This is a genomic window from Chitinophaga sp. MM2321, assembly GCF_964033635.1.
GTDB lineage: Bacteria > Bacteroidota > Bacteroidia > Chitinophagales > Chitinophagaceae > Chitinophaga.
In genome coordinates, this window is sequence record NZ_OZ035533.1 from 3,572,730 (window position 1) to 3,595,272 (window position 22,543).

Annotated in this window: 16 protein-coding genes; 7 read left to right on the forward strand and 9 right to left on the reverse strand. The window is 41.7% G+C overall.

Going from position 1 to position 22,543, the window contains the following annotated elements; translation table 11 throughout:
- Positions 1 to 349: 349 nt before the first annotated feature.
- The 4 genes from ABQ275_RS13800 (at position 350) to ABQ275_RS13815 (ending at position 4,388) form a co-directional block, all read left to right on the forward strand.
- Positions 350 to 472: a hypothetical protein gene (locus ABQ275_RS13800; RefSeq protein WP_349313723.1), complete on the forward strand. Its 123-nt coding sequence runs from the start codon at positions 350 to 352 to the stop codon at positions 470 to 472.
- 180 nt (positions 473 to 652) lie between these two features.
- Positions 653 to 1,918: a M20 family metallopeptidase gene (locus ABQ275_RS13805; protein ID WP_349313724.1), complete on the forward strand. Its 1,266-nt coding sequence runs from the start codon at positions 653 to 655 to the stop codon at positions 1,916 to 1,918.
- Between the two features lie 12 nt (positions 1,919 to 1,930).
- Positions 1,931 to 2,563, forward strand: a complete 633-nt coding sequence (locus ABQ275_RS13810) for a trimeric intracellular cation channel family protein (RefSeq protein WP_349313725.1) — start codon at positions 1,931 to 1,933, stop codon at positions 2,561 to 2,563.
- Between the two features lie 718 nt (positions 2,564 to 3,281).
- Positions 3,282 to 4,388 (forward strand): acyltransferase, encoded by a 1,107-nt coding sequence (locus tag ABQ275_RS13815; protein WP_349313726.1) that lies wholly within the window; start codon positions 3,282 to 3,284, stop codon positions 4,386 to 4,388.
- 83 nt (positions 4,389 to 4,471) lie between these two features.
- Here ABQ275_RS13815 and ABQ275_RS13820 read toward each other — a convergent pair whose 3' ends face one another.
- Together ABQ275_RS13820 and ABQ275_RS13825 are read right to left on the reverse strand one after the other, a co-directional pair.
- Positions 4,472 to 6,685, reverse strand: coding sequence for a hypothetical protein (locus tag ABQ275_RS13820; protein ID WP_349313727.1), 2,214 nt, complete (start codon positions 6,683 to 6,685; stop codon positions 4,472 to 4,474).
- Positions 6,686 to 7,133: 448 nt separating this feature from the next.
- Positions 7,134 to 7,637: a hypothetical protein gene (locus ABQ275_RS13825; protein ID WP_349313728.1), complete on the reverse strand. Its 504-nt coding sequence runs from the start codon at positions 7,635 to 7,637 to the stop codon at positions 7,134 to 7,136.
- Between the two features lie 466 nt (positions 7,638 to 8,103).
- On the opposite strand from ABQ275_RS13825, the gene ABQ275_RS13830 reads away from it, so the two are divergent.
- Both ABQ275_RS13830 and ABQ275_RS13835 read left to right on the forward strand, forming a co-directional pair.
- Positions 8,104 to 8,835, forward strand: a complete 732-nt coding sequence (locus tag ABQ275_RS13830) for a hypothetical protein (protein WP_349313729.1) — start codon at positions 8,104 to 8,106, stop codon at positions 8,833 to 8,835.
- Positions 8,836 to 9,226: 391 nt separating this feature from the next.
- Positions 9,227 to 10,960: a tetratricopeptide repeat protein gene (locus ABQ275_RS13835; protein WP_349313730.1), complete on the forward strand. Its 1,734-nt coding sequence runs from the start codon at positions 9,227 to 9,229 to the stop codon at positions 10,958 to 10,960.
- A gap of 189 nt (positions 10,961 to 11,149) precedes the next feature.
- Here the strand turns inward: ABQ275_RS13835 and ABQ275_RS13840 are convergent, their stop codons facing one another.
- From ABQ275_RS13840 to ABQ275_RS13870, 7 genes are all read right to left on the reverse strand, one after another.
- Positions 11,150 to 12,739, reverse strand: coding sequence for a CehA/McbA family metallohydrolase (locus ABQ275_RS13840; protein ID WP_349313731.1), 1,590 nt, complete (start codon positions 12,737 to 12,739; stop codon positions 11,150 to 11,152).
- Positions 12,740 to 12,765: 26 nt separating this feature from the next.
- Positions 12,766 to 14,421: a RagB/SusD family nutrient uptake outer membrane protein gene (locus tag ABQ275_RS13845; protein WP_349313732.1), complete on the reverse strand. Its 1,656-nt coding sequence runs from the start codon at positions 14,419 to 14,421 to the stop codon at positions 12,766 to 12,768.
- Positions 14,422 to 14,440: 19 nt separating this feature from the next.
- Entirely contained in the window at positions 14,441 to 17,839 is a 3,399-nt protein-coding gene (locus ABQ275_RS13850; RefSeq protein WP_349313733.1) for a TonB-dependent receptor, read from the reverse strand.
- Between the two features lie 166 nt (positions 17,840 to 18,005).
- Positions 18,006 to 19,151 (reverse strand): FecR domain-containing protein, encoded by a 1,146-nt coding sequence (locus tag ABQ275_RS13855; protein ID WP_349313734.1) that lies wholly within the window; start codon positions 19,149 to 19,151, stop codon positions 18,006 to 18,008.
- Between the two features lie 100 nt (positions 19,152 to 19,251).
- Positions 19,252 to 19,851, reverse strand: a complete 600-nt coding sequence (locus ABQ275_RS13860) for an RNA polymerase sigma-70 factor (protein ID WP_349313735.1) — start codon at positions 19,849 to 19,851, stop codon at positions 19,252 to 19,254.
- 378 nt (positions 19,852 to 20,229) lie between these two features.
- Positions 20,230 to 21,141: an AraC family transcriptional regulator gene (locus ABQ275_RS13865; protein WP_349313736.1), complete on the reverse strand. Its 912-nt coding sequence runs from the start codon at positions 21,139 to 21,141 to the stop codon at positions 20,230 to 20,232.
- A gap of 58 nt (positions 21,142 to 21,199) precedes the next feature.
- Positions 21,200 to 22,030, reverse strand: a complete 831-nt coding sequence (locus ABQ275_RS13870; RefSeq protein ID WP_349313737.1) for an SDR family NAD(P)-dependent oxidoreductase — start codon at positions 22,028 to 22,030, stop codon at positions 21,200 to 21,202.
- 180 nt (positions 22,031 to 22,210) lie between these two features.
- On the opposite strand from ABQ275_RS13870, the gene ABQ275_RS13875 reads away from it, so the two are divergent.
- Complete coding sequence (locus ABQ275_RS13875; RefSeq protein WP_349313738.1) at positions 22,211 to 22,543, forward strand: helix-turn-helix transcriptional regulator; 333 nt, start codon at positions 22,211 to 22,213, stop codon at positions 22,541 to 22,543.

The window sequence follows — 22,543 nt, forward strand, 5'->3', positions numbered from 1 at the left end:
GATCCATTTTCCGAAAAGACAATGGCAGGTGGACTGAAAACAACCATTCCGTATCCTTAACCATATACACAAGTACTTAAAAGAACCTGAAATGCTTAGTCAGCGTTACATTACCGATATAATGAATATCAGTACCAATCGGGTAGGAAGTGAAAAGATTGATGATGTTCGCGATTGCTGGAAGGCGGTATCTGTTCCCTATTAAGGTCTGAATTTTCTTAATATAACTTTAGATTTTAATAGCTGCTTTTTTGCGAAGAAATGTATTTGCCCATGATACAAGGATTATGTTATTCCTGCGCAAACCCATATAGGGCATGTACATTTAAAAGTATCCAACCTTGAACAGGTGCTGAAATTCTACCGTGACCTATTGGGCTTTGAGCTTACCTATATTGGGATCGCCCAAGGGAACAGTGGCCACATCATCCGGATGGCTCATTGGAAATGTATACCCATGTACTGGGCCTAGAAGAGCTATTGAAAGAACGCCATTAACCATGTAGATATCGGGTGCTTTAGCTACTTTGCAGTAGTCGCTAAATAATAAGGAGGTGAAATCGAAGAAAGGCGAAATGCGCAAATAATACTGATACTTATATTGACAAAATTGGGTTAACTTTAGTAACAGAGTATTACACCTAATAAAACTATGGAAAACGCGCAGATTAAAACCTTCAACAAGACCATGGACAGCTTTATTGACAAGCTGCTTCCCGAACTGGAAGAGATATATAAAGATATTCATAGCAACCCCGAGTTATCAATGCAGGAATTCCGGACGGCTAAAATTGCTGCGGATTATTTAACCAAATATCAATATGAGGTTTCCACGGCCATAGGGGTAACCGGTGTGATAGGTTTGATGAAGAATGGAGACGGACCGACCGTAATGCTTCGTGCGGATATGGATGCGCTCCCTGTGACAGAGGCTACAGGACTACCTTATGCCAGCACTAAAGTAGCCCGGGATGAAGAAGGGATAGAGGTTGGTGTGTCGCATGTATGTGGTCATGACTTGCACGTCACCTGGCTCATGGGTGCTGCAAGGTTATTTTCCGAACATCGGGATCAATGGAAGGGAACTTTAATGCTCGTTTTTCAACCGGGAGAAGAAGTTGGCCGTGGTGCACAAGGCATGATCGATGATGGCATGATGGATCGTTTCCCTAAACCGGATATTATTCTCGGGCAGCATGTCATGGTAGGCGAATCGGGCACGGTTGGACATCGCAGCGGTGCGATCCTATCGGCAGGCAATAGTCTCAAGGTTAAGCTTTTCGGGCGTGGCGCACATGGTTCACAGCCACAGACTTCCATAGACCCGGTAATTATGGCGGCAGCTACTACCATGCGCTTACAAACCATTGTTTCCCGAGAGGTCGCACCCATAGAAAACGCCGTGCTGACCATCGGGGCATTGCAGGCCGGTACCAAAGAGAATATTATTCCTGATGATGCCACCCTGAAATTAAATATCCGCACTTTCGATGAGGGTGTGAGAGATCATATACTTTCGGCGGTTAAACGGATTTGTTGTGCAGAATGCGCTGCATCCAATGCACCAAGAGATCCCGAATTCACCACATTAGATAGCTATCCGGTAACTGAAAATGATGCTGTAGCTACCCGCAGAGTGGCTGAAGCCTTTGATGCACAATTTGGCGATAAGTCATATGAAACGCAACCAGCTTCTGCCAGTGAAGATTTCAGTATTTTTGGAAGAAGCTGGAAAGTACCTTACGTTTTTTGGTTCGTTGGCGGAACGGACGCTACAACATACCTGGAGGCTAAAAAGAACAATCAAATCAATTCTATTCCCAGCAACCATTCACCCAAATTTGCACCAGTCATAAACCCAACCTTAAAGACAGGATTGCTCGCCATGATGACAGCCGCTATAGCCTGGTTGGATTAGATTGTACTTCAAATGGATAAACTACATACACTTTACTATTTTCTTGATCTCGCAGGTACTTTTGTTTTTGCGATCAGCGGTGCAACGGCTGCAAAGCAACGGGGGCTGGATCTGTTTGGCATCTGCGTGATCGCATTTATAGTAGCTTGCGGCGGAGGGATTATGCGCGATCTTTGTATCGGCGCTATTCCACCCGCTGGCTTATCAAACTGGCGTTACCTGGTAGTAGCCATGATCGCTACTGGAATGACGTTAGGTTTATATCCTATTGTACAAAAACTGAATCAACCCGTGTTATTTTTCGATGCCCTGGGCTTATCTTTATTCGCGATAACCGGCGCGCAAAAAAGTCTAGCCTATGGTCATAATGGAGAAGTGGCGGTTCTTTTAGGAATCACTACTGCCGTTGGCGGTGGGGTATTACGCGATATTTTGCTCAATCGAATCCCAGTAATTTTAGAAAAAGAGATTTATGCATCGGCAGCCCTCTTAGGTGCTTTGATCGTGGTTTTAGGGAATCACTTAAAATGGATTTCAAGCGACTGGGTTTCCATCTTTGCTTTGATTATTTGTTTCGCAATACGTTTATTAGCGTTACATTATCACTGGAATCTGCCGGTTTATTCGAAAAACAAGCCAGCATAGGAATTATAAAAACAGCTAACGGTAAAGCCAGTTTGATAAATAATATTGCACCGGAATTTTGGAGAACAGATATAGATTAATTGAAAAGCCATTATCCGTTGATCTCCAGTTTTTGCAGCAGTTCATCCGTGACAATTTCACTATAAATTCCATAACCATTAAAAAAATAGTCACCGGTATCGGGTATCCCCTGCTATTTTTTCTCCGGCCTTTTCATGCCCTTCATCAGCAATGGTAAAAAAACTAATACTGGTGGGGAAAGCGTAACACTCCCGGGTTTTGTTGACTTGCCTTCTATTAGTGGTAATTCATCATTTGGCCCTAATTTTAATTCCCGAAAATGGACATACCACCTTCATCCCCTTTTCTATTGTGCGCAAATACATAAACACCCTGTACTCCATAACCAGCTTCACAAACATCTGTTCCCATTAGTTTTGCCCACAACAGTGCAGCCCAATAATTGGGTTTAGGCAAATTACTTGCTGTTATAGGCGGTTGATTTAAGCTTTGCCATTAACAATGAATTCTAATTACCATTTCTTCTGTGCCTTAAAAGATGAATTATCCCTAAAAATCAGCATTTTTGTTCCAACCTCTTTTTTCCATGTAACTCCAATTTTGATTGGATCATTAATTTAGATAATTTGGGGCCATAACAAACCAGGCGCAATCGCCACATTAAACTTAATCTGACAGGATATACATTAAAATGGATATGAACAAAAGCACCGCGACAATTCTGCAAACAAAACAGCATTTCGACATTCTTGACGGATTAAGGGGCGTTGCGGCATTGGCCGTTGTAATTTTTCATTTTATGGAATGGGTTTATACCGATTCCAGTCAGAACTTTATCGGACATGGTTTTTTAGCGGTCGATTTCTTCTTCTGCCTTTCGGGATTTGTCATCGGATATGCCTATGACGATCGTATAGCAAAAATGGGGCTTCTCGAGTTTTTTAAATCGAGGGTTATCAGGCTGCACCCGCTGGTTATAGCAGGATCAGTGTTAGGCCTGCTGGCATTTTTGTTCGACCCGTTTGGCGGCCAACCCGAATTGTACAGCACCGGTAAGATCATCCTGGCATTCTTGTGCTCCGTACTGCTTATTCCCTTGCCTATAATAGCCGACCGTGGATTTAACCTGTTCAGCTTCAATGCACCGTCGTGGTCATTATTCTGGGAATATGTCGCCAATATCGTTTATGCATTTGTGCTTTGCAGGATCAGCCGCGGCTATCTACTGCTGTTAACCATCATCTCGGCGGTGGCTATTTGCTTCGTAAGTTACCGTTCCGGCAACTTATTGGGCGGCTGGAGCGGCCCAACCTTTTGGGATGGGAGCGCCCGGATATCGTATTCTTTTTTAGCAGGACTACTTATTTACCGTTCCAACTGGATCATCAAAAACAAGCTGGGATTTACCGGCATAGCCGTATTATTGTTCCTGGCCTTTATCATGCCATCCTCACAATGGAATTGGTTATCCGAACCTTTGGTAGTACTGTTTTACTTTCCCTTGCTGATAGCTTTGGGTGCAGGGGCTACATTAACATCCGGCTTAAAAAAGATTTGCATCTTTTCGGGAAAGATCTCTTACCCGTTGTACATGACGCATTATGCCGTGTTATGGATGTTCGGTAATTATTACACCAGTCATAAGCCCGGCACTATGCAACTGGCTTTCATCATCATAACCGGACTAATTCTGCTGGTTGGAGCTGCGTACCTGGTAATGGTACTTTACGATATTCCTGTAAGAAAATATTTAAGCGATAAACGGAAGGAAAGGCTTGCCAAACAAAAAGCCGGCGGTGTTTAAATTTATTTTTCCTAACGTCATACATTGTAATATCCGGGTTTGAAATTTCTGATGGCAACAGCTCCCCTGCCGCCAAAGGGGAGCTACCTCCTGGTACGCCTCAGTATTCTTTCCTGACCTAAAGAATTATCTGCATTCACCGCGTACATCTGCCAGGTATCTTTATCTTTCTGCATCAGGTGGTATCTATGCCCGGGCAATTTCATTTCCTCTTTCAGCTGCGGACTGAATACGCCGGCCTTCCTGGCTTCTTCCCAGGCCCTGAAAGTAGTAAACAGTTCATTTTTATCTGCCCTCTGTTCTATACTTCTCTGACTAATACCTAACATATAGGTAGCATCCCATGCCACTGATTTGGCCTGAAGGTTCTCTATCACCTGTATGTTCCAGTCTTTCTGTATATTCTGAATACCGAAAGTACAAGGGAAGTAGTTACTGTTAAATGAATAACGGATATCCTTTCCCTCAATACCCCACTTATTATGTACCGGGTCAAACATATTATTTCCTCCTCCAACATTACAAACGCTCATGTAATGCCAGTTGCCTTCAAATACGCATGAACCCATCACTCTCAGATACGGTACCCCCATTTCTTTAAGATCGCCGAAAAGAATACGAAGAAATCTTTTGAAGGGATATTGACCATGACCCTGGTAGGTAAAACTTTCAAAGCCATCGAAATCAATAAAATTCATTCCTCCATCGTGCAGCAGCCGGGCGTAGAACCGGGCATATTCATCCCCCAATTGCACATTCGGAATAAAGCCGGAATAACAATTCAGCTGTAGCTTGGCTATTTTCTCTCCGGCCTGATGACCTGACGCATTGGTTTTAAAAGCGCCTCTGCGAACACCGGTCAGGGTATAAGGTTTAGTGGTAGTGACCTCTTCATACTCAATCAACTCTTTATCAATTCTCAACGCGTTCACACTGTTTTGATCCCAGCCACCCCGTTCATTCAGATAGCTGGTATCAGCCACCTCTATAACCGTATCAACCGATGATACTTCGTTTGTTATCTGCGTAGTCAGTACGGTGCATAGTCCCTCATTAGGTACCGGATGCACGTCGCTGCTGTGTGGTTGTACAAATTCAGTAAGGGTATGAAGACCATACGCAATACCATGTTTGTTTGTGAGGTCGGTTAAATCTTTAATAGGACGTTTCTGTTTATTGAGCGTCACATATTTACCGGCCCATCTATCGGCGGGGTTGACATAATACTCACCCATTCCTTCATCCTGTACCGCTTTCAGCCCGAGTTGATTGGCGTAAGACACGAGACTGTCCTGTGGACCGGACCAGGCAAGATCAATTTCATAATTGGCGGGATCTTTTATCCATTTCCCATTCCGGGTTATATACGGCAACCCTTCGTTCTTCACTATCTTTTCTATTACTTTCAAACCCATTGAATCCGGGCAGGCGTATAAGGCTATGGAAGAACCGATATAATCTACATCTACCGGTGTCAGGTCCATATGCCGGGGTGACTTAATACCCGGAAAATCGTTGAACAACGGATAGAAGATGGTCGTCGGTTTCTTACGATCGCGGGCATGCATAACAATGGAGATACCATAGGCAGTATCCAGTTGTGCACCATTTCCGTTCATATACCTGTAGTATTCCTCCGGGTGTGAATAAAATGCCACATCGTTATTTCCATCACCTCCTATGCGAAAACGCTGGCCTTCTTTCAGATGAGCGGGTATAGGATATTTCACCAGATCCGGGGTATGAATGATATAACTCGACTGGGACATATCGCCTTCACAGGGAGGGCCACTTGTTGTATTATCATCCAGTCCCAGCATTCCGATAGCAAAATCGTCATCTCTTGCTACAGAAATAATCTCTCCGATATATTTTTTTATGTTTGTTTTGTAAGGTCCCCATATCACATTATCCACTCCATGAGCAGGGATAAGGGAAAGCAATTCAAAACGGAGATAATCTCCCTTAACGTCCGCCTTTATCGTGGCTACAGATCCATTGGGGTAGGAAAGTTGCACCTGTTTTTCTTTTTTCAGCCACTTCGCACCAGACGGATAAATAGTATGCTTATCCTTCTCCAGTGCAAGCAGTGGAGAGCTAAGGTGTGCGGGGTTATAGTCCCTGTTGGTAACACGGTCTTTAATACTGGTGATGTAACCTTCTTTATTAACCACCAATGCCGCGTATTTTGTAGACAATCTGATATCCTGTGCAATTGTACTCTTTGCCAGTATCAGAGAAGAAAACAGTAATGTTAATGCTACTGACCTTCGTTTTCCGTCGTTATTTTTTTTCATTGCAGTGTTCTAAATAATATAAAGTATAAATATCAAAGCATATAATCCAACAGAGACCGAAAGCGATATCTAATATTCAACTAAAGCTGAAGTTGTAAATTTCCTACTGTTAAAGACAAAAAACAACGCCAAATTTGCTTTCCATTGATGTTATATTGCTCACAATATTATTTTTTAATATAATGGATCAAAAGTACCACCCCTGTTATTATTCTGTTGCCATGTTGCATTTTCAGCAAGTGGGGATTTAGGAATACCGTAAATATTAGTTTTACGGATCTGTTGCATCATTTTCCTGGCGGTACGTTCAATCCTACAGGTAATATTCAGGAATATTGGGGTTTGGTTGTTTCTAGTCATTCCCGATCTCAAGCAAAAATAATTGAGTATTGGATATTGCAACATAACTTGTAATAGTTACTACTTGATCTAGCACCTATCTTAACTACTAAAGAGGAGGCCGGTCCTCGATAATAGCTATAATGTATAGATTTTTTGCTGTTGGTAATTCCAGGCACTTTTTAAGCACGCTATTTCTTTCCTTTTCATATTTCATTTCGTCAAAGAGGTATAGAAAGAAATATGGAATTTCTTCACAACAGGTGTGCGCTGATAAAATATTTAACGTATCCTCTTCAGTAAAAGGATCAAACGTTATGCGATGCCAAAAGTATCTCTCCCAAAAATACAATTCAGCACATTCAGGGAATTTTAATTTTGCATCTGCTAATATCTCGCCACATCTATCAATACCTTTAAGTCTTATTTCATTCGGTATTTTATATGCATCTGCCCATGGAAATTCAGCAGCCGACACCCAATGTAAAAAGGCTAAATTAATAGATAAGTTTACATTAAACGCCTCTTTTTGGAGCGATAACTCGTATTCTGCAATTGCTTCTATATATTTTTTTGATAAATCCAGATTTAATGCAAGGTTGGAATGGTACATGAGAAACTATTTATGTTATTTAGTTTGCATTATTTTGGTGTTAAATTAACTCCTACATTATTTATTCTTCCGTTTCTCACAAAAACCCAAACCTGTCAGTTTCTAAAAGTTTGCGTGTAAACTTGAACACCAGCATTAATACCTCCCTGTGGAATTAATCCCGAAATTAAAGCATCAGTCCTTAAATTTGCAGGATTATTTGCAACTTGTTTCAAACAATTCTATATATCGCCCCTGAGATATCTCCGTTGTAAAGTCATGCCATCCAGATTTTCGAACATATGAAGGTGTGATTACCTTACGGATTGTTTGGTGTAATGGGTTCTTGCGATTTGCGGGAGCAATGATCGCCAATTCATATTATTAAAAAATATTTTACACTTGTAACAAGTTACAAGTGATAAACGATTAACATGAGATAAGGGTATATGTTGCCTTAAAGCTTTTTACGGATAAATTGATTCCCATGAAAAAACTTATTTTAACCCTACTTTTTACATTTATACCAGGCATCGTCTTTCCCCAGGCAAAAAAAGGTCTACTGGAAATTACACCCTACGTCAGATTTGATAAGTACCCACAATTCTCTTATGTAATACAAGAAAGGCCAACTACGGACTACGTGGATATAAAGGGAAGCAGCTTTGGCATAAATGTGATGTATAAAATTCCCATTTCGAAGTCCCTTTTTATAAAGCCAGGAATTGGCTATTACAAATATTCCTTCGATGACATAAAAAAGGAAAATACGTTGTTTGGAAAAAGCGTGGCGAGAGATATAAACTACATCAGCCCTGTTTATATTCTATTCTATACTGATAAATATTGGTATCATTCTATTGCCTTTAATATGGGCATTGAAGAAACTTTGTATCAAAATAAAACATTTGAACTCAACGCAGGGTTGAATCTATGCAATTATTTCACTTTCTCTCAGTACTATCATCTCAGGTACAACCCCGCAGGCGGCCAGGATTTTAAGAAGAAAAGGAGAGATTATTTCGGAACCTCCATTGCGGCAACCATAAATCCTATTAAAAAATTGGGGAAGGTATGTATAGGCCCCTCTTTGATAATCCCTGTATATGACAGTTGGAAGACGGATCAAACCTTTCAGGAAGAATCCAATTCCGGCACCAGAAATAAATGGCTCAATGGAATAGGTGTCGGAATAACAATTCAGTATGCACTACCTTAAAATTATTAACCTGGGAAAAAAATTACACAAGCTTTCTTTGGTATTGCTATGTGCCGCTATGTCTTAATTACAAGTGCACAGGTGAGTACAAAATTTTTCAGGGGTCATCCTGTGTAATGATTTGTGCTGTCATGTTTTGCATTTGTTTAATGTAACAGCAAAACAAAGAGGATTATTTACACACGGTTAGTAGCCATAAGAGTTTACAGGTTTTTTACCGGCATATCCGTCAATTATAATTAAAGTAAGAGAAAGAGCCCATTTTTCCACTGTTAATGCTTTTTAATTATCTTTAGGTAGTAAGCCCCTGTCAGCAATATATAGATGAGCCCTTCACCTATTCGCAACCGGTTGTGTAAGACTTTTAAAAATGTAAAAAAACAAAAGCTTTATGCCCCTGCCTTATTTAAGATTCATTGCTATTACCATCCTTTTTGCATGCAACAACAGCGATGGAAGCAAAGAAAACCAATCAACCAAAAAAGAGTCCCCGATTATTGGCTGCTACGTCCCTCAAACAAGCGATAAAGACTGGTACAGCTCAGGAAAAAAAGCGCCGAAACTGGATGGATTGGAGGGTATTGATTTTAAAATTTCAACATCCAGTAAAGAGGCACAGGAATATTTTGCCCAGGGAATGATGCTGGCTTATGGTTTTAATCATGCTGAAGCCGCAAGGTCGTTTTATGAAGCGATCCGGTTGGACTCCACCTGTGCCATGGCTTACTGGGGTTTTGCGTATGTGCTGGGCCCTAACTACAATGCGGGAATGGAGGAAGATAATTTTCAGCGTGCGTACGAAGCATCTGCTAAAGCAACATTGCTTGCCAAAAACGGTACGCCAAAAGAAGTTGCATTGATTCAAGCATTAACCACCCGATATGCTTCAACACCGCCGGCTGACCGCAGACCATTGGATAGTGCCTATGCCGCATCTATGAAAAAGATTTATACCCGATATCCTACCGATCCTGATATCGGAGCTTTGTATGCTGAGGCGATGATGGATCTGCACCCCTGGGATTTATATGACAAAAAAACAAAAGCACCCAGGCAATGGACACCGCAGTTGCTGACTATACTGGAACATCTTATGAAAATCAATCCCAGGCATCCGGGAGCACATCATTTTTACGTCCATGCACTGGAGGCCTCAGCTACTCCTGAAAAGGCGTTGACAAGCGCAAAACTGCTTGAGACGCTGGTACCTGGTTCGGGGCACCTGGTACACATGCCCTCGCATATTTATATCAACACCGGAGACTATCATCGGGGTTCGCTGGCAAATGTTCAGGCATTGATCGTTGATAGTACTTACACCACAGCATGTCATGCACAAGGTGCCTATCCATTGGCATATTATCCGCACAATTATCATTTCCTGGCTGCAACAGCCACCCTGGAAGGCCATTCAAAATTAGCCTGGGAGGCAGCAATGAATCTACAACGACACACTGCAGCTGATATCATGCGCATGCCCGGCTGGGGAACATTGCAACATTATTATACCATCCCGTATTACATAGCCGCAAAGTTTTCGATGTGGGATACTATTGCTTCGCTCACGCCTCCGGAAAATGACCTCGTGTATCCCCGGGCCATCTGGCATTATGCAAGGGGCATGGCTTATTTAGGAAAGAATGGGCTGGCTAATGCACAAAAAGAACTGGATAGCCTGCGCATATTATCCACCGACACCACACTTCAGCAGCTTAGCATTTGGGGCATTAATACAACTGCCGATCTTGTACAGATTGCTACAAAAGTATTGTCGGCCGGAATAGCATTCAAACAAGGTCAATCGGCTAAATCGGTTTCTTTGCTCGAAGAAGCTGTTGCCATTGAAGACAAACTCAATTATAACGAACCACCCGATTGGTTTTTCTCGGTCAGGCATCATCTGGGAGCGGTTTTGCTCAAGACGGGAAAATATGCTGAAGCAGAGAAAGTTTACAAACAGGATCTACAGACCTGGCGTAAAAACGGCTGGGCATTAATCGGATTATATAACTCTTTGGCATTATTAAACAGAAAGAGTGAGGCCCAAAAAGCTAAGTCTTCTTTTGAAGAATCCTGGAAATATGCTGATTTAAAAATCCTGTCGTCTTCAAGTATTGTGGATTAGAAAAAGATCAGGCGGAAATGCTGGGGTGAGAAATTTCTGTGAGATTTTTAGCAGATACAGAAAATTTCACTATTGTCATTCAGAATTTTTCAAGGTTAACAAACATGGATCAATCTCTTTCATTTTAAATAGTCGTATCCCACTTTACCCTGATAATGTATTCCTTCGAAACCGGGGGATTTTGCATGATTACATATTTACCCAAATAGGGCTTGACCATGCAAGGTGATCATCATCAAGTGTTATACGAACATAATACCATGCTCCGTTCGGGATGGCTTTCTCTTTTGGATTCCAGGACGCTTCTAACTGCCTGGGTTCCAAAAACTGGACTGTCTTACCGTTGCAAATAAGATCAATACGTTGTATAACTAAATTACTTGCCGCCTCAATTTTTATCGTCATTTTTTTATCCACTGTGATCTCTGACCCCATAGGATGATCATTGATTGAAAATTTCAACCAGGTCCGGTTATTAGTGGTTCCGTACACCCGGCGATTCCATAACGCATTAAAAACTGATTCACGGGTCAGATCCTTTGCCCATACTCCCATTAAACCAGGCTTGAGTATATCTTTGTATCCTGGTGTCTTTTGAAGTTCGTGGAGTGCATCTCCCGGCCGGCCATCGTGCGTATCTCCTACGCCTATCATTCCCAATCGATACCCTTTTTTTAAGCCATCCACTACAAAATTCCCATAAGATGGCTTTTTCACCTGGCGACTTGGGAAAGAATTACCAGGCCCCGGAGGAATCTCATACCCCCCTCCGATTGAATAAACCTCTACTAAACGCTCCACTTCGGGGTCATGCCCCTTTTCCCAATCGAAACCCCAGCCAACTTCAGCCGGATGATTTGCAATTACAAGCGCCTTATGATTGCGAGCAATAGCATACAGCTTGGATAGCGTATTTTGATTGGAGTCAGAGCTTCGGATAATTGGCCCATCATTACCCGGATAAATGAAATTATGATGACCGAATTCCTTACTGGTCCACTCTCCACCAACAAATGCCACAAACTTTCCAGCCTCATTGAAAGTATTGGTTACATCCCTGAAATAATTCCATTGTCCATCACTTAACGCTTCTGTATGATCGGTAAGGGCAAATATATCCAGGAATGACTCGTCACGGGCAAAAGCGTAAATTTCTTCCGGGCTACGGACACCATCTCCAAAAATACTATGACAGTGAAGATCTCCCCAGAATAATCGTTCGTTTGGTAATGCCACCGCATCTACATGGATTGGATTACTGATGCCTTCCAAACCGCTAACAGGATCAATTACCCGAATGTATTTTATACCAGGAGTGGAAAAGCTGAATCCTTCCAGCCGTCTGACCGGCCGTTTATCGTTTTCATAAGGTCCGGCGCCTTCTGAAAACGAGTAGGAAGAGGGTCCCTGATAACCGCTAGTGCCGAAAATATTTACAACACCATCCCAGGTTGGCAAAACGTTGTCCATATAATGAGTCCCACGGGGAGACTGGTTAAATGGACCGTCAACAGTAGCTCTTGTCCGATTCCATTGGGGAATCCATTTTGTAAAATATGGTTCTGTTAATATCCTGATGCCTACCCTAAATGTTTCGTTGAGGCCAATAGTGGATGGCACGGAAACCTGTATGGCAGTAGCTTTTTTATCCGCTATAAGGTTCTCTGTCGTTTTATCCTGATCATCTTTATTGTGATTATTTTTACCAAAAGCGGTAAGACTAAATAGTGCTGATCCACCTACAACCAGAGAATTACTTAAAAAATTTCTTCTTTTCATTATTGTTATTCGTTTGGACAGATCAATTAATAATTGGGGTTTTGAATCAATTCTTTATTCTTATCAATGGCTGATTGAGGAATAGGCAAAACATAATTTTTATCTGCATAAAATTTTCTTTGGCCTCCTGCTGCCGGTACTACTGTATATGTCCAATTGCCCCCAACATTATCTATCCGCATACCCAATAACTTTCGATTGAGGTTCACTTCTGCTATTTTCCATCTAACCAGATCCATTAAACGTTTTTGTTCAAAAGCCAATTCTACCCTGCGTTCCTGTCGTATTGCCTTACGCATTTCCTCCTGATCCATACCAGCGCGTAAACCAGGCAAATCAGACCGCTCCCTGACCTCATTGATGGCGTCATATACCGACTCATCAGGCCCTATTGCTTCATTCTGCGCTTCTGCATAATTTAATAATACTTCGGCGTACCGGAAGAATTTCTGACTGGCACTGTTTATCTGGTTATCTCCATGTACAGCATATTTAGGGTCCATTCCTTTTACTAAATCATACCCTGTATTTGTTCCCCCACGGGAATCGCCCGGATCAAATTCATTCAGGCTTCCTGACCCAACCTTATAGACCATAGTAGCACCTAGCCAATGAGCACCATCATAACAAATAGATTGATAAAATCGCTTCTCCCTGTTTTCATAAGGGTGCTGAGGATCATAACCCGAGGCCGGGTCTGTGATCGGCAAACCATTTGCCATAAAATATTCCTGAACGAGATCCTGCGTGGGTCTCACACCACCATATGATTTGGACTCCCCTCCCACATTGTAAGGCGCTGTTAACCCTTCGCGACTTCCCCCCAGGCTTGTTCCCCCAACATATTGCCGGCTAAATATTTCCTCACTATTATTATTATTCTCTTCATAAAACATAGCCTGGTAATCCGGGAAAAGGCTATATACGCCTAAATCCATTACCTGCTTGTTCGTAGCAGCGGACCTGGCCCATTTAGAAAGATCGTTAGCGGGATTCCTAAAGGCGCTGGCTTCAAATAGTTCGCACCACCCTTTTAGTGTAAGTGCGGCTCCCCGGGAAGCCCTGCCCTGATCTGCCACTAAAGGAAGATTCCCTGATATCTCCGCTAATTCATCCGTGATAAATTTAAATGTCTCTTCTGAAGTATTCCGGGCACGATAAATATCATCGCCCTGTGAGCTTTGGTCAAGTACATCTGTAATAATTGGCACTCCACCATAATTAATCCATAATATCTGATAATAAAAGGCTCTTAAAAACCGGGCTTCTGCTAACCTTATATTCTTCCACTCCGCTGATAAATCAGAAGCTGTTACATTTTTAATAAATAAATTACATTTCCGGATTTGGCTGTAATTGCTATTCCAGTAATTTGGTCCATCATTAGATGTATATATGGACAAGGCGAAGGTACTCCTGCTGTACTCGTAACTCAAATCATTCATTGCATCATCCGAATAATTATCCACGGGGTCGGCAGAATTATAATATCTCGGTAATCCCAGATAAATATTATTTAAAAAAAGATCTGCATTCTGTGACGAAGACCACACAGAAGCATCTGTAACCAGACTTTTAGATTCAACTTCCAGGTACTTCTTACAAGAAACAAAACCTGTTACACCTATTATTAATAACAATAGCGCAATTGTACTATTGTAGCTTCTCTTAATACTTTCCATGATTAATTTTAATTACCAGTTATTTAAACGTGATATTAAGTCCTAAAGAAAAGACGCGCTGCTGGGGATAACCCCGTCCCAATCCATCGCTGGTTTCAGGATCAAGGTTGACCCTGGCGAAATCACCACTCCATGTCAACAAATTCTGCCCCGAAACGTATACTCTGGCACTTTGAATTATGTTTAGTTTTTGAACCGGGATAATATAACTCAGCGTTGCGGATTTCAATCTTAAATACGCCGCATTTAGCATATAGAAAGAGGAAGCCTGCATATTATTAGAGGTAGGTGTACTCGTTAAACGAGGATTTTTGGCATTGGGATTTTCCGGTGTCCAAAAATCAAGATGGTTTGTAAACGCAGTCATACCGTTATAAAATATCCAAGCTGCGTTATTGTTCAAATAGAAATCTCTTTTCCCGGTTCCCTGAAATAACAGATCAAGACTAAACCCTTTGTAGTTAATGCTTGTAGTTACTCCATATATGAGTTGTGGAACCTGGGGATCTCCAATCCTGGTAAGATCATCGTTATCGATCTTTCCATCCTTATTTATATCTTCATACCTGATATCACCGGGATGAACGGTTCCCCATGGTTGTACTGCAATACCTGACTTCAAAGCACCGGCTCCGTCAAAATCATCTTCCTGAAAAAAGCCTAATGAGTGATAACCAAACTGTGTACCCAGCGGCTTACCGGTTAATCGACGGTTTGGATTATTATATGTTGCCGATGTCTCAAATATTTGCAGTAAAGTATTTTTTGCATACGTAAAGTTACCTCCCAAGGTTACCTGTAAATCTTTATTAAATTCATACCTGGTTCCAACAGAAAATTCAATACCCTGGTTTTTCATAACTGCGGCATTAACCTGGCTCAGACCTATTCCATATTCAGCAGGAACAATCACATCAGGGTTTACCAACATATTGGATCTTTTCTCAAAGAAATAATCAGCTTCAACATTCAAAATTCCATTCCACAAAGTTGCCTCTATCCCAACATCTGATTTTTTGGCTCTTTCCCAGGTAATATTACGGTTAGGTTCAGAACGCTCACTGATTGCCTGCACAGTTTCACCGCGAAGCGCATAAGCCGGACCAGCAACAGCGTAAGAACTCAGATATTGAAACGCACTGCCGGCAAGAGCTCCCACTTCCCCGTACGACCCTCTTAGTTTAAGATTATTTATCCATCCGATATGCTTCATAAAATTCTCTTCTGACAATCGCCAACCAAGAGAAAATGCAGGAAAAAATCCAAACTGGTTTTCAGGTGCGAAATAATAGCTACCATCGTATCTACCACTTGCTTCGAATAAATATTTGCCGTTATAATCGTAATTCAGACGATAGACCACCCCCACTTGTCTGGCTACAGCAGAAGAGCCGCTATTTGACATATCAGCCTGACTGGAACTACCCATGCTGAGTTCATCAATATCCAGGTTATAATTACGACGAATGGCACCAAGACTCAGCGAGTTATTGTCTTTAGACTCCACTACTGCCAGCGCCATAACATTATTTTTACCAAAGGACCTGCTATAATTTAAGCTGGCTTGAAATGTAAGCTGATACGCCTGCGCATAATTTTCAGTTAACGAAGATTTTGTCTGGCCATAAATACCATCTTTTATCACATAAGGTTGTTTTGTAGTATCAACGGTCGCCAACTGAACTGGCATTAACCAGGTTTTATTCAGGTTAAAGTTCGGATCATAAGCGACAGTTCCTTTAAATTTTAGACCCGGCAGAAAATTAAGATCCTGTTCAAGAGATACCTGCGTATATATATTAGTGGACTTTTCAAAAGCGTATCCTTTATTGAAAATACTTCCCATGATAAACTTTCCATACATACCATTGCTAAAAACCAATGGACCTCCACGCCCAGGATGTGAATACCCTATCAATTCAAAGAGTCGGGCTGTGCCGCGGTCCTGACCCACGGGAGGATACTTATCATTCCTTACAACGCCATTTATATTAAACAGGAATTTTGTAGTTTTAGTAACGGCCGCTTCCAGGTTTAGTGCAACGTTATATTTATCTTCACTTGTAGTTGGCCATAATCCGGCCTGGTATAGATATCCCAAACTGCCATAATATTTTACTTTTTCATTTCCTCCGGAAACTTCAATATTATGATTAGTTAACAGCGTATTTTTTCTCGTCAGTTCCTTCCATACATCATCTACCGGATACACGTCTGGTTCTGTACCATCCTTAAATTTTTGAAGTGCATAATCATTATAGGGAGCAGGAAATCCATCATTAACTGCTGCCTGATTTTTTAACTGTGCAAATTGATACGGGGTTACCTGCTTCTGATGATTAGTAGGATTCTGGAATCCGATATAACCGTTATATGTCAATGAAGGAGCTCCGGTCTTTCCTCTTTTAGTTGTCACCAGGATAACGCCATTGGCACCAGCCACGCCATACGGAGCCACTGCAGCGGCATCCTTTAACACCGTAAAAGACTCAATTGTATTGGGGTCAAGTTTTGAGGAGCTTCTCGGAATACCATCTACGATCACCAGCGGTTCAGTACCACCTATTGATGAAATACCCCTGATATAGATATTGGAGCCATCACGACCAGGTTCACCTGAACTTTGTCTAACGATCACGCCAGGTATTCTACCGGCAAATCCATTGCTTATATTAGCAAGAGGAACAGATGATATCTCCTTTCCGGAAAGCGTGGAAATAGCTGCTGTAAGTGATGTCTTTTTCTGTTTACCATAACCTACTACCACCACCTGATCCAGCGCCGATGGACTTTCTTCCATCATGATATTTACTAACGTCTGTCCATTAACCGGTATATTTCTCGTTGCAAATCCTACATAAGAAAATACCAGTACTCCCTCACCCGGAACATTAATAGAATAATTTCCATTCTCATCGGTAGCGGTACCGGTAGTAGTTCCTTTTACAATAACACTTACCCCTGGCAAAGGCTCGCCCCTTGAACTGGTTACTTTACCATTTACAATATTTGCCAAAGGAATAAATGGCGCTTCCTTTAGAAACATAGGTTGAATCAGCTTTTCTTTTATGACTACCGTACGTTCATAAATTTTATACATTAAAGGCTGATCTGAAAAACAAAGATTTAATGCTTGCTCCAAAGAAGCATCATTCACTTTTAAGGTTACCGGAGAAGCTTTTTCCAATACTTTGTTTTCATAAAGAAAAGTATATCCCGTTTGATGCCCGATCTTCTTAAGTATCTTATCGAGACTGGTTTTATTTTCATTAAGGGTAACTTTTTGAGCAAATCCCTTTGCGCCTGCCTGTAAGCAGGCAAAAAGCATTAAATAAGTTACGAGCTTCATAATCAAGAAAACTTTGATTTGGTAGAGCTTCACCCCTGGCGGGGTTTTGTAATCAGCAATCAATTCCATACCTTTGGTTGGTTTTGGTTAAACAAGTAATAACACTTACAGTTTTGTTAATTTGAATAGCCTGAACATTACACCGGGCACTGACCTCCAATCAGGGCCCGTTTTTGTTAGCTATATCTTATTTTTAATTTTTATCGTGATTAATGTTCGCCTGGCAAACGATCAATCAATTTTCCCATATAATTATCTTTTTATTTTCTATTTTCATATTCACACCGGTATATTCCAACATGCTTATTAACTGGCTCAGGTTAACATTCCGGCTAATTTTCCCGGTTAATTTACGTGCAGGCTTTCTTCCTCTGTAGTCAAGTTCCACATCATACCATCTTGACACCTGCCTCATAATATCCGTAACAGATGCGTTATTGAATTCAAAGTTGCCATCTTTCCAGGCTACAACCTCCGCTACGTTTACTGCGCGATTAATTTTCAGGTTGCCGTCTTTAGCGAGACCTGCTTGTTCTCCGGGTTTTAATACAACATTATTATTTGGATTTGCGGACAACTCATTTTTCACTCTCACAGCACCTTCCAATAAAGTAGTAGCTACTGAACTTTCGTCTTCATAAGCATTCACATTAAAATGTGTCCCCAGTACTTCCACCTGGATATTATTCACGTTAACATGAAAAGGCATAGCTGCATTCTTCGCCACTTCAAAATATGCTTCTCCTGTCAATTGCACTGCCCTTTCTTTGCCCGAAAAAGCTGCCGGGAAACGCAACGATGATGCGGCATTGAGCCAAACTTTGCTTCCATCGGCCAATACTATCTGATACTGTCCACCTTTTGGGGTGGATATCGTATTATATAAAACCTCTCCGGGCTTTTGACCGGATGGATTATAAGCAAGTTGCCCGTTATCAAGTTTAATAACCTTTGTATTTCCCTGTTGTGTTAATGCTCCGTTGGCGGCGCTGTCAAGGACAATCTGTGTACCGTTTGCCAATGTAAGTATCGCTTTATTTCCACCTGGGGCCGCATCATTTTTATGGAGCTGGTGTTGTTCTCCGGTTTCGGCCATTCGCTTTGATGCCGGATTACTGAGAATAAAATAACCTCCCACTGAAAGCAATAAAAGGATACTCGCTGCGGCGGCCATCCTAAACCAGGTACTTTTGTACATCGGGATAACAGGAGCCTGCTGGGGTTCAAACATTTCCTGCCAGGTACCATCCATGAGCGACGAAATAGTCAATTCATCTTCAGGTGTATGCAGTATCTGAAGAAAATGTGCTAATTCTTCTTTAGAAATATCATCCTTCAGATACCGACTGTATAAAGATTGGATCGTTTCTTTTGTAGCCACTGAAAAAGTATTAGGAAGCCTTAGTAATAATTTTAATGATTGGCTTCTTTATATATACTGTTGGCAGGAAAAATAGTACTATACCGGTTACATATTTTTTTTAAACCAGTTGGGCGACATGCATGGCGGCTAATAAAATAAAGGAGATATCGGGATGACCGGTGAGGTATTCACGGATAGATTTCAGTGAGTCAGACATTTGGTTGCGCACAGTATTTTTGGAAACGCCGAGTTTTTGGGCTATCTCTTCATAACTAAGTTCTTCCTGGCGACTTAGCATGAAAACAACTTTCTTTTGCGGTGAGAGCCTGTCAACTGCCTGTTGATAAAGCCTGGTAAGTTCTTTTTCGATCAACTCATCTACTGTAGTATTTTGCAATACCAGCATATTATGATAGATCTTCTGTTGAATTGTTTTATCAAATGCGGCCTTTTTTAACCTATCAAGAATCAGATTTTTAGTAATAGTAAGCATATAAGCATTGAAATTCTTTTCAATCTTAACCTTTTCTCTATTTTCCCAAAGTCTGACAAAAACTTCCTGTACTATTTCCTCTGCCTCTGATTTTGATTTAGTTAACCGCAGCGCGAATAAAAAAACCTTTCCCTGATAGTACTCGTATATTTTCCTGAATGATTCAGCATCTCCTGCAATTAATTGCTGAAGTAATTCCAATTCATCAGAAGGTATTGGGTTCATATCAATGCTGTTTGTTTTAAAAATATAGGGTTGCCGAAGCTAACATGATTCTGGTACCTGGTAACCGCCACCACAATTGTTTCACTGAAATAGATGCAAATAAAAAACAAAATTTGATACTGGTCATATTTGGTCTGTTATTAAATTATAAAGATTATGCCTGATAACCACCGACAGGAAATGAGAGGTATACTGAATGGATGAGCGACTTAAGCTATAGATTTTCACAAGGTTAAAATGTCCGCGAATTAACTCTTTTTATAAAGCAATTACCTTTCTGAGACAACCCTTGTTTTGAGCAGTCCTTCCTTTTACCGGAAGATTTACAGTTATTAAGCGAAATAGTGGTTGCCTGGAAGTTTGATCTGAAGGCAGGATTCAGTTAAAAGACCGCCTGAATTCAAGTGGAGATAATTTGGTTTTGGTTTTAAATAGCTTACTGAAGGACTGCGGATGTTCGAATCCCAGTGCGTAAGCTACTTCACTTACCGATAACTTAGTGGTAGAAAGTTTTTCCTTTGCCTTTTCAATCAGTTTATCATGGATGTGCTGCTGCGCATTCTGGCCAGTAAGTGCGCGCAGCATATCACTTAAGTAACTGGGGGATAAATGCAGGTTTTCGGCAAGATAGTGAACAGTAGGGATACCCGCATGTTCATTGCTGAAGTGACTGTTCAGCAGGTCTTCCAGCCTTTGCAGCAGATCGTGACTAACGACCTTCCGGGTAATGAATTGACGCTTATAAAAGCGGTTCGCATAATGCAGCAACAACTCAATCTGGGATATGATGACATCCTGGCTGAAGTCATCTATCCGGCTGTTCAGTTCCTCTTCCATGATCCTGAAAATAGAAATGATGGTAGCTTTCTCATTTTCGGAAAGGTGAAGCGTTTCATTGGCTGCATAGGAAAAGAAGCCGTACTGACTGATCTTTTTAGCTATGGGATAACCTAAAAAGAAATCCGGATGGATCAGCAATGTATACTCAGCGCATATTGTTCCCTCATTTTCTACGCCACCCATCACCTGGCCGGGCACAGCGAACAGCAAGCCGCCTTCATCAAAATCATAATAGCCCTGACCATATTTTAATTTACCACCAAGTTTTGGCTTGTAAGAAATTTTATAAAATCCCAGTACATGATGGCTGGACGGCTGGTGTAGTTCCGACCAGGAAGGCGCCTCGTTGATCATACTGATCAACGGATGCTTTGGATGAGGCAAGCCAAAGGCCCGGTGGGCATCGGAAAGTGTCTCAAATTTATGCGGGCTGTTCTCGTCCTTTTTCATTTCAAAACAAATATAATCATAACCGGTAACCATTTTGATTACCGGTTATGATCAGTTCTTATTTAGCCATACCCTGGGCAGAACTGGAAACGGTGTCCCATTTTTCCCAAAGAGCCAGGCGTTCTTCATAGGCAGCACGTACCCCTGGCAGATTCTGACTACCCAGATTGAACCGTAGCGGTGGGTTTTCCGCATCTACAATCTGAAACAGTGCTTGTGGAGTGGCATTCGGATCGCCTCTTTCCATATCTTTTAATCTTCCGAAAAATTGCGTTTTAAAATCCGCGTATATTTCCATACCTGCCGCGAATTTCAAAGAATCCTGGCTACCGAATTCCGTAGCATAAGCGCCCGGTTCGATAATGGTCACTTTGATACCAAAGTCCTTAACTTCTATAGCAAGACTTTCATGAATAGCCTCAAATGCCCATTTTGATGAGCTGTAGTAGCCAATCACCGGCAGTGTCACATGGCCAAGGTTACTGGAAGTGCCCAGGATATGTCCGCTACCCTGTTCCCGAAGCAACGGTAAGGCAGCCTGGATAACAGCAAGTGCTCCGAAAATATTGGTTTCATACATCGCCTTAACATCTTCCGCACTCGCTTCCTCAATAGTGCCGACCAGTGAATAACCGGCATTGTTCAGTACAATGTCCAATCTTCCGAAATAGGCATAGGCTTCGGCTATGGCTGTTTTTGCCTGACCAGGTCTGGTCACATCTAATTCAAGTGTCAATACTTTTTTACCATACTTTTTTTTGAGTCCGGCTAAGCTATCAACATTACGTGCGGTGGCTGCGACGCTATCACCGCGCTCAAGGGCGGCCTCCGCCCAAACGTGTCCAAAACCACGCGAAGCACCGGTAATGAACCAAACTTTGCTATTCATTTCATTTTCCATTTTCTTGATCTTTTAATTATTGATGAAGCAAAGATCAGGAGTCCCCGCTGGCCGTATGTAGTCTAATTGAGGATTTTTGTAGTCTGATTGAGGATTTTGTCCAGGGAGTTGAACTATTGTATGTAAAATAAAATCATTTTACATACATTTACGTAATTAATATCGGAAATGAAAGGTACAAACCTCGGAGAATTCGAAGAACTGGTGCTACTCACCGTTGCAGCGTTGATGAACGAAGCATATAGCGTAACGATATGCGACGAACTCTCGAACCATACCGGCCGTTCAGTGAAACTTGGTGTGGTACACGCGGTGCTCAACCGTCTGGAAGAGAAGGGACTTCTGAAAAGTGAGCTGGGGGAAGCAACGAAGGCCCGTGGTGGTAAACGCAAAAGATTCTATCAACTTACGATGCTGGGAAAAACAGCATTGATCACCGCCAAATCGATGCGCGATCAGCTGTGGGCCAGGATACCATCGCTTGCCTGGAAAAATATGTAG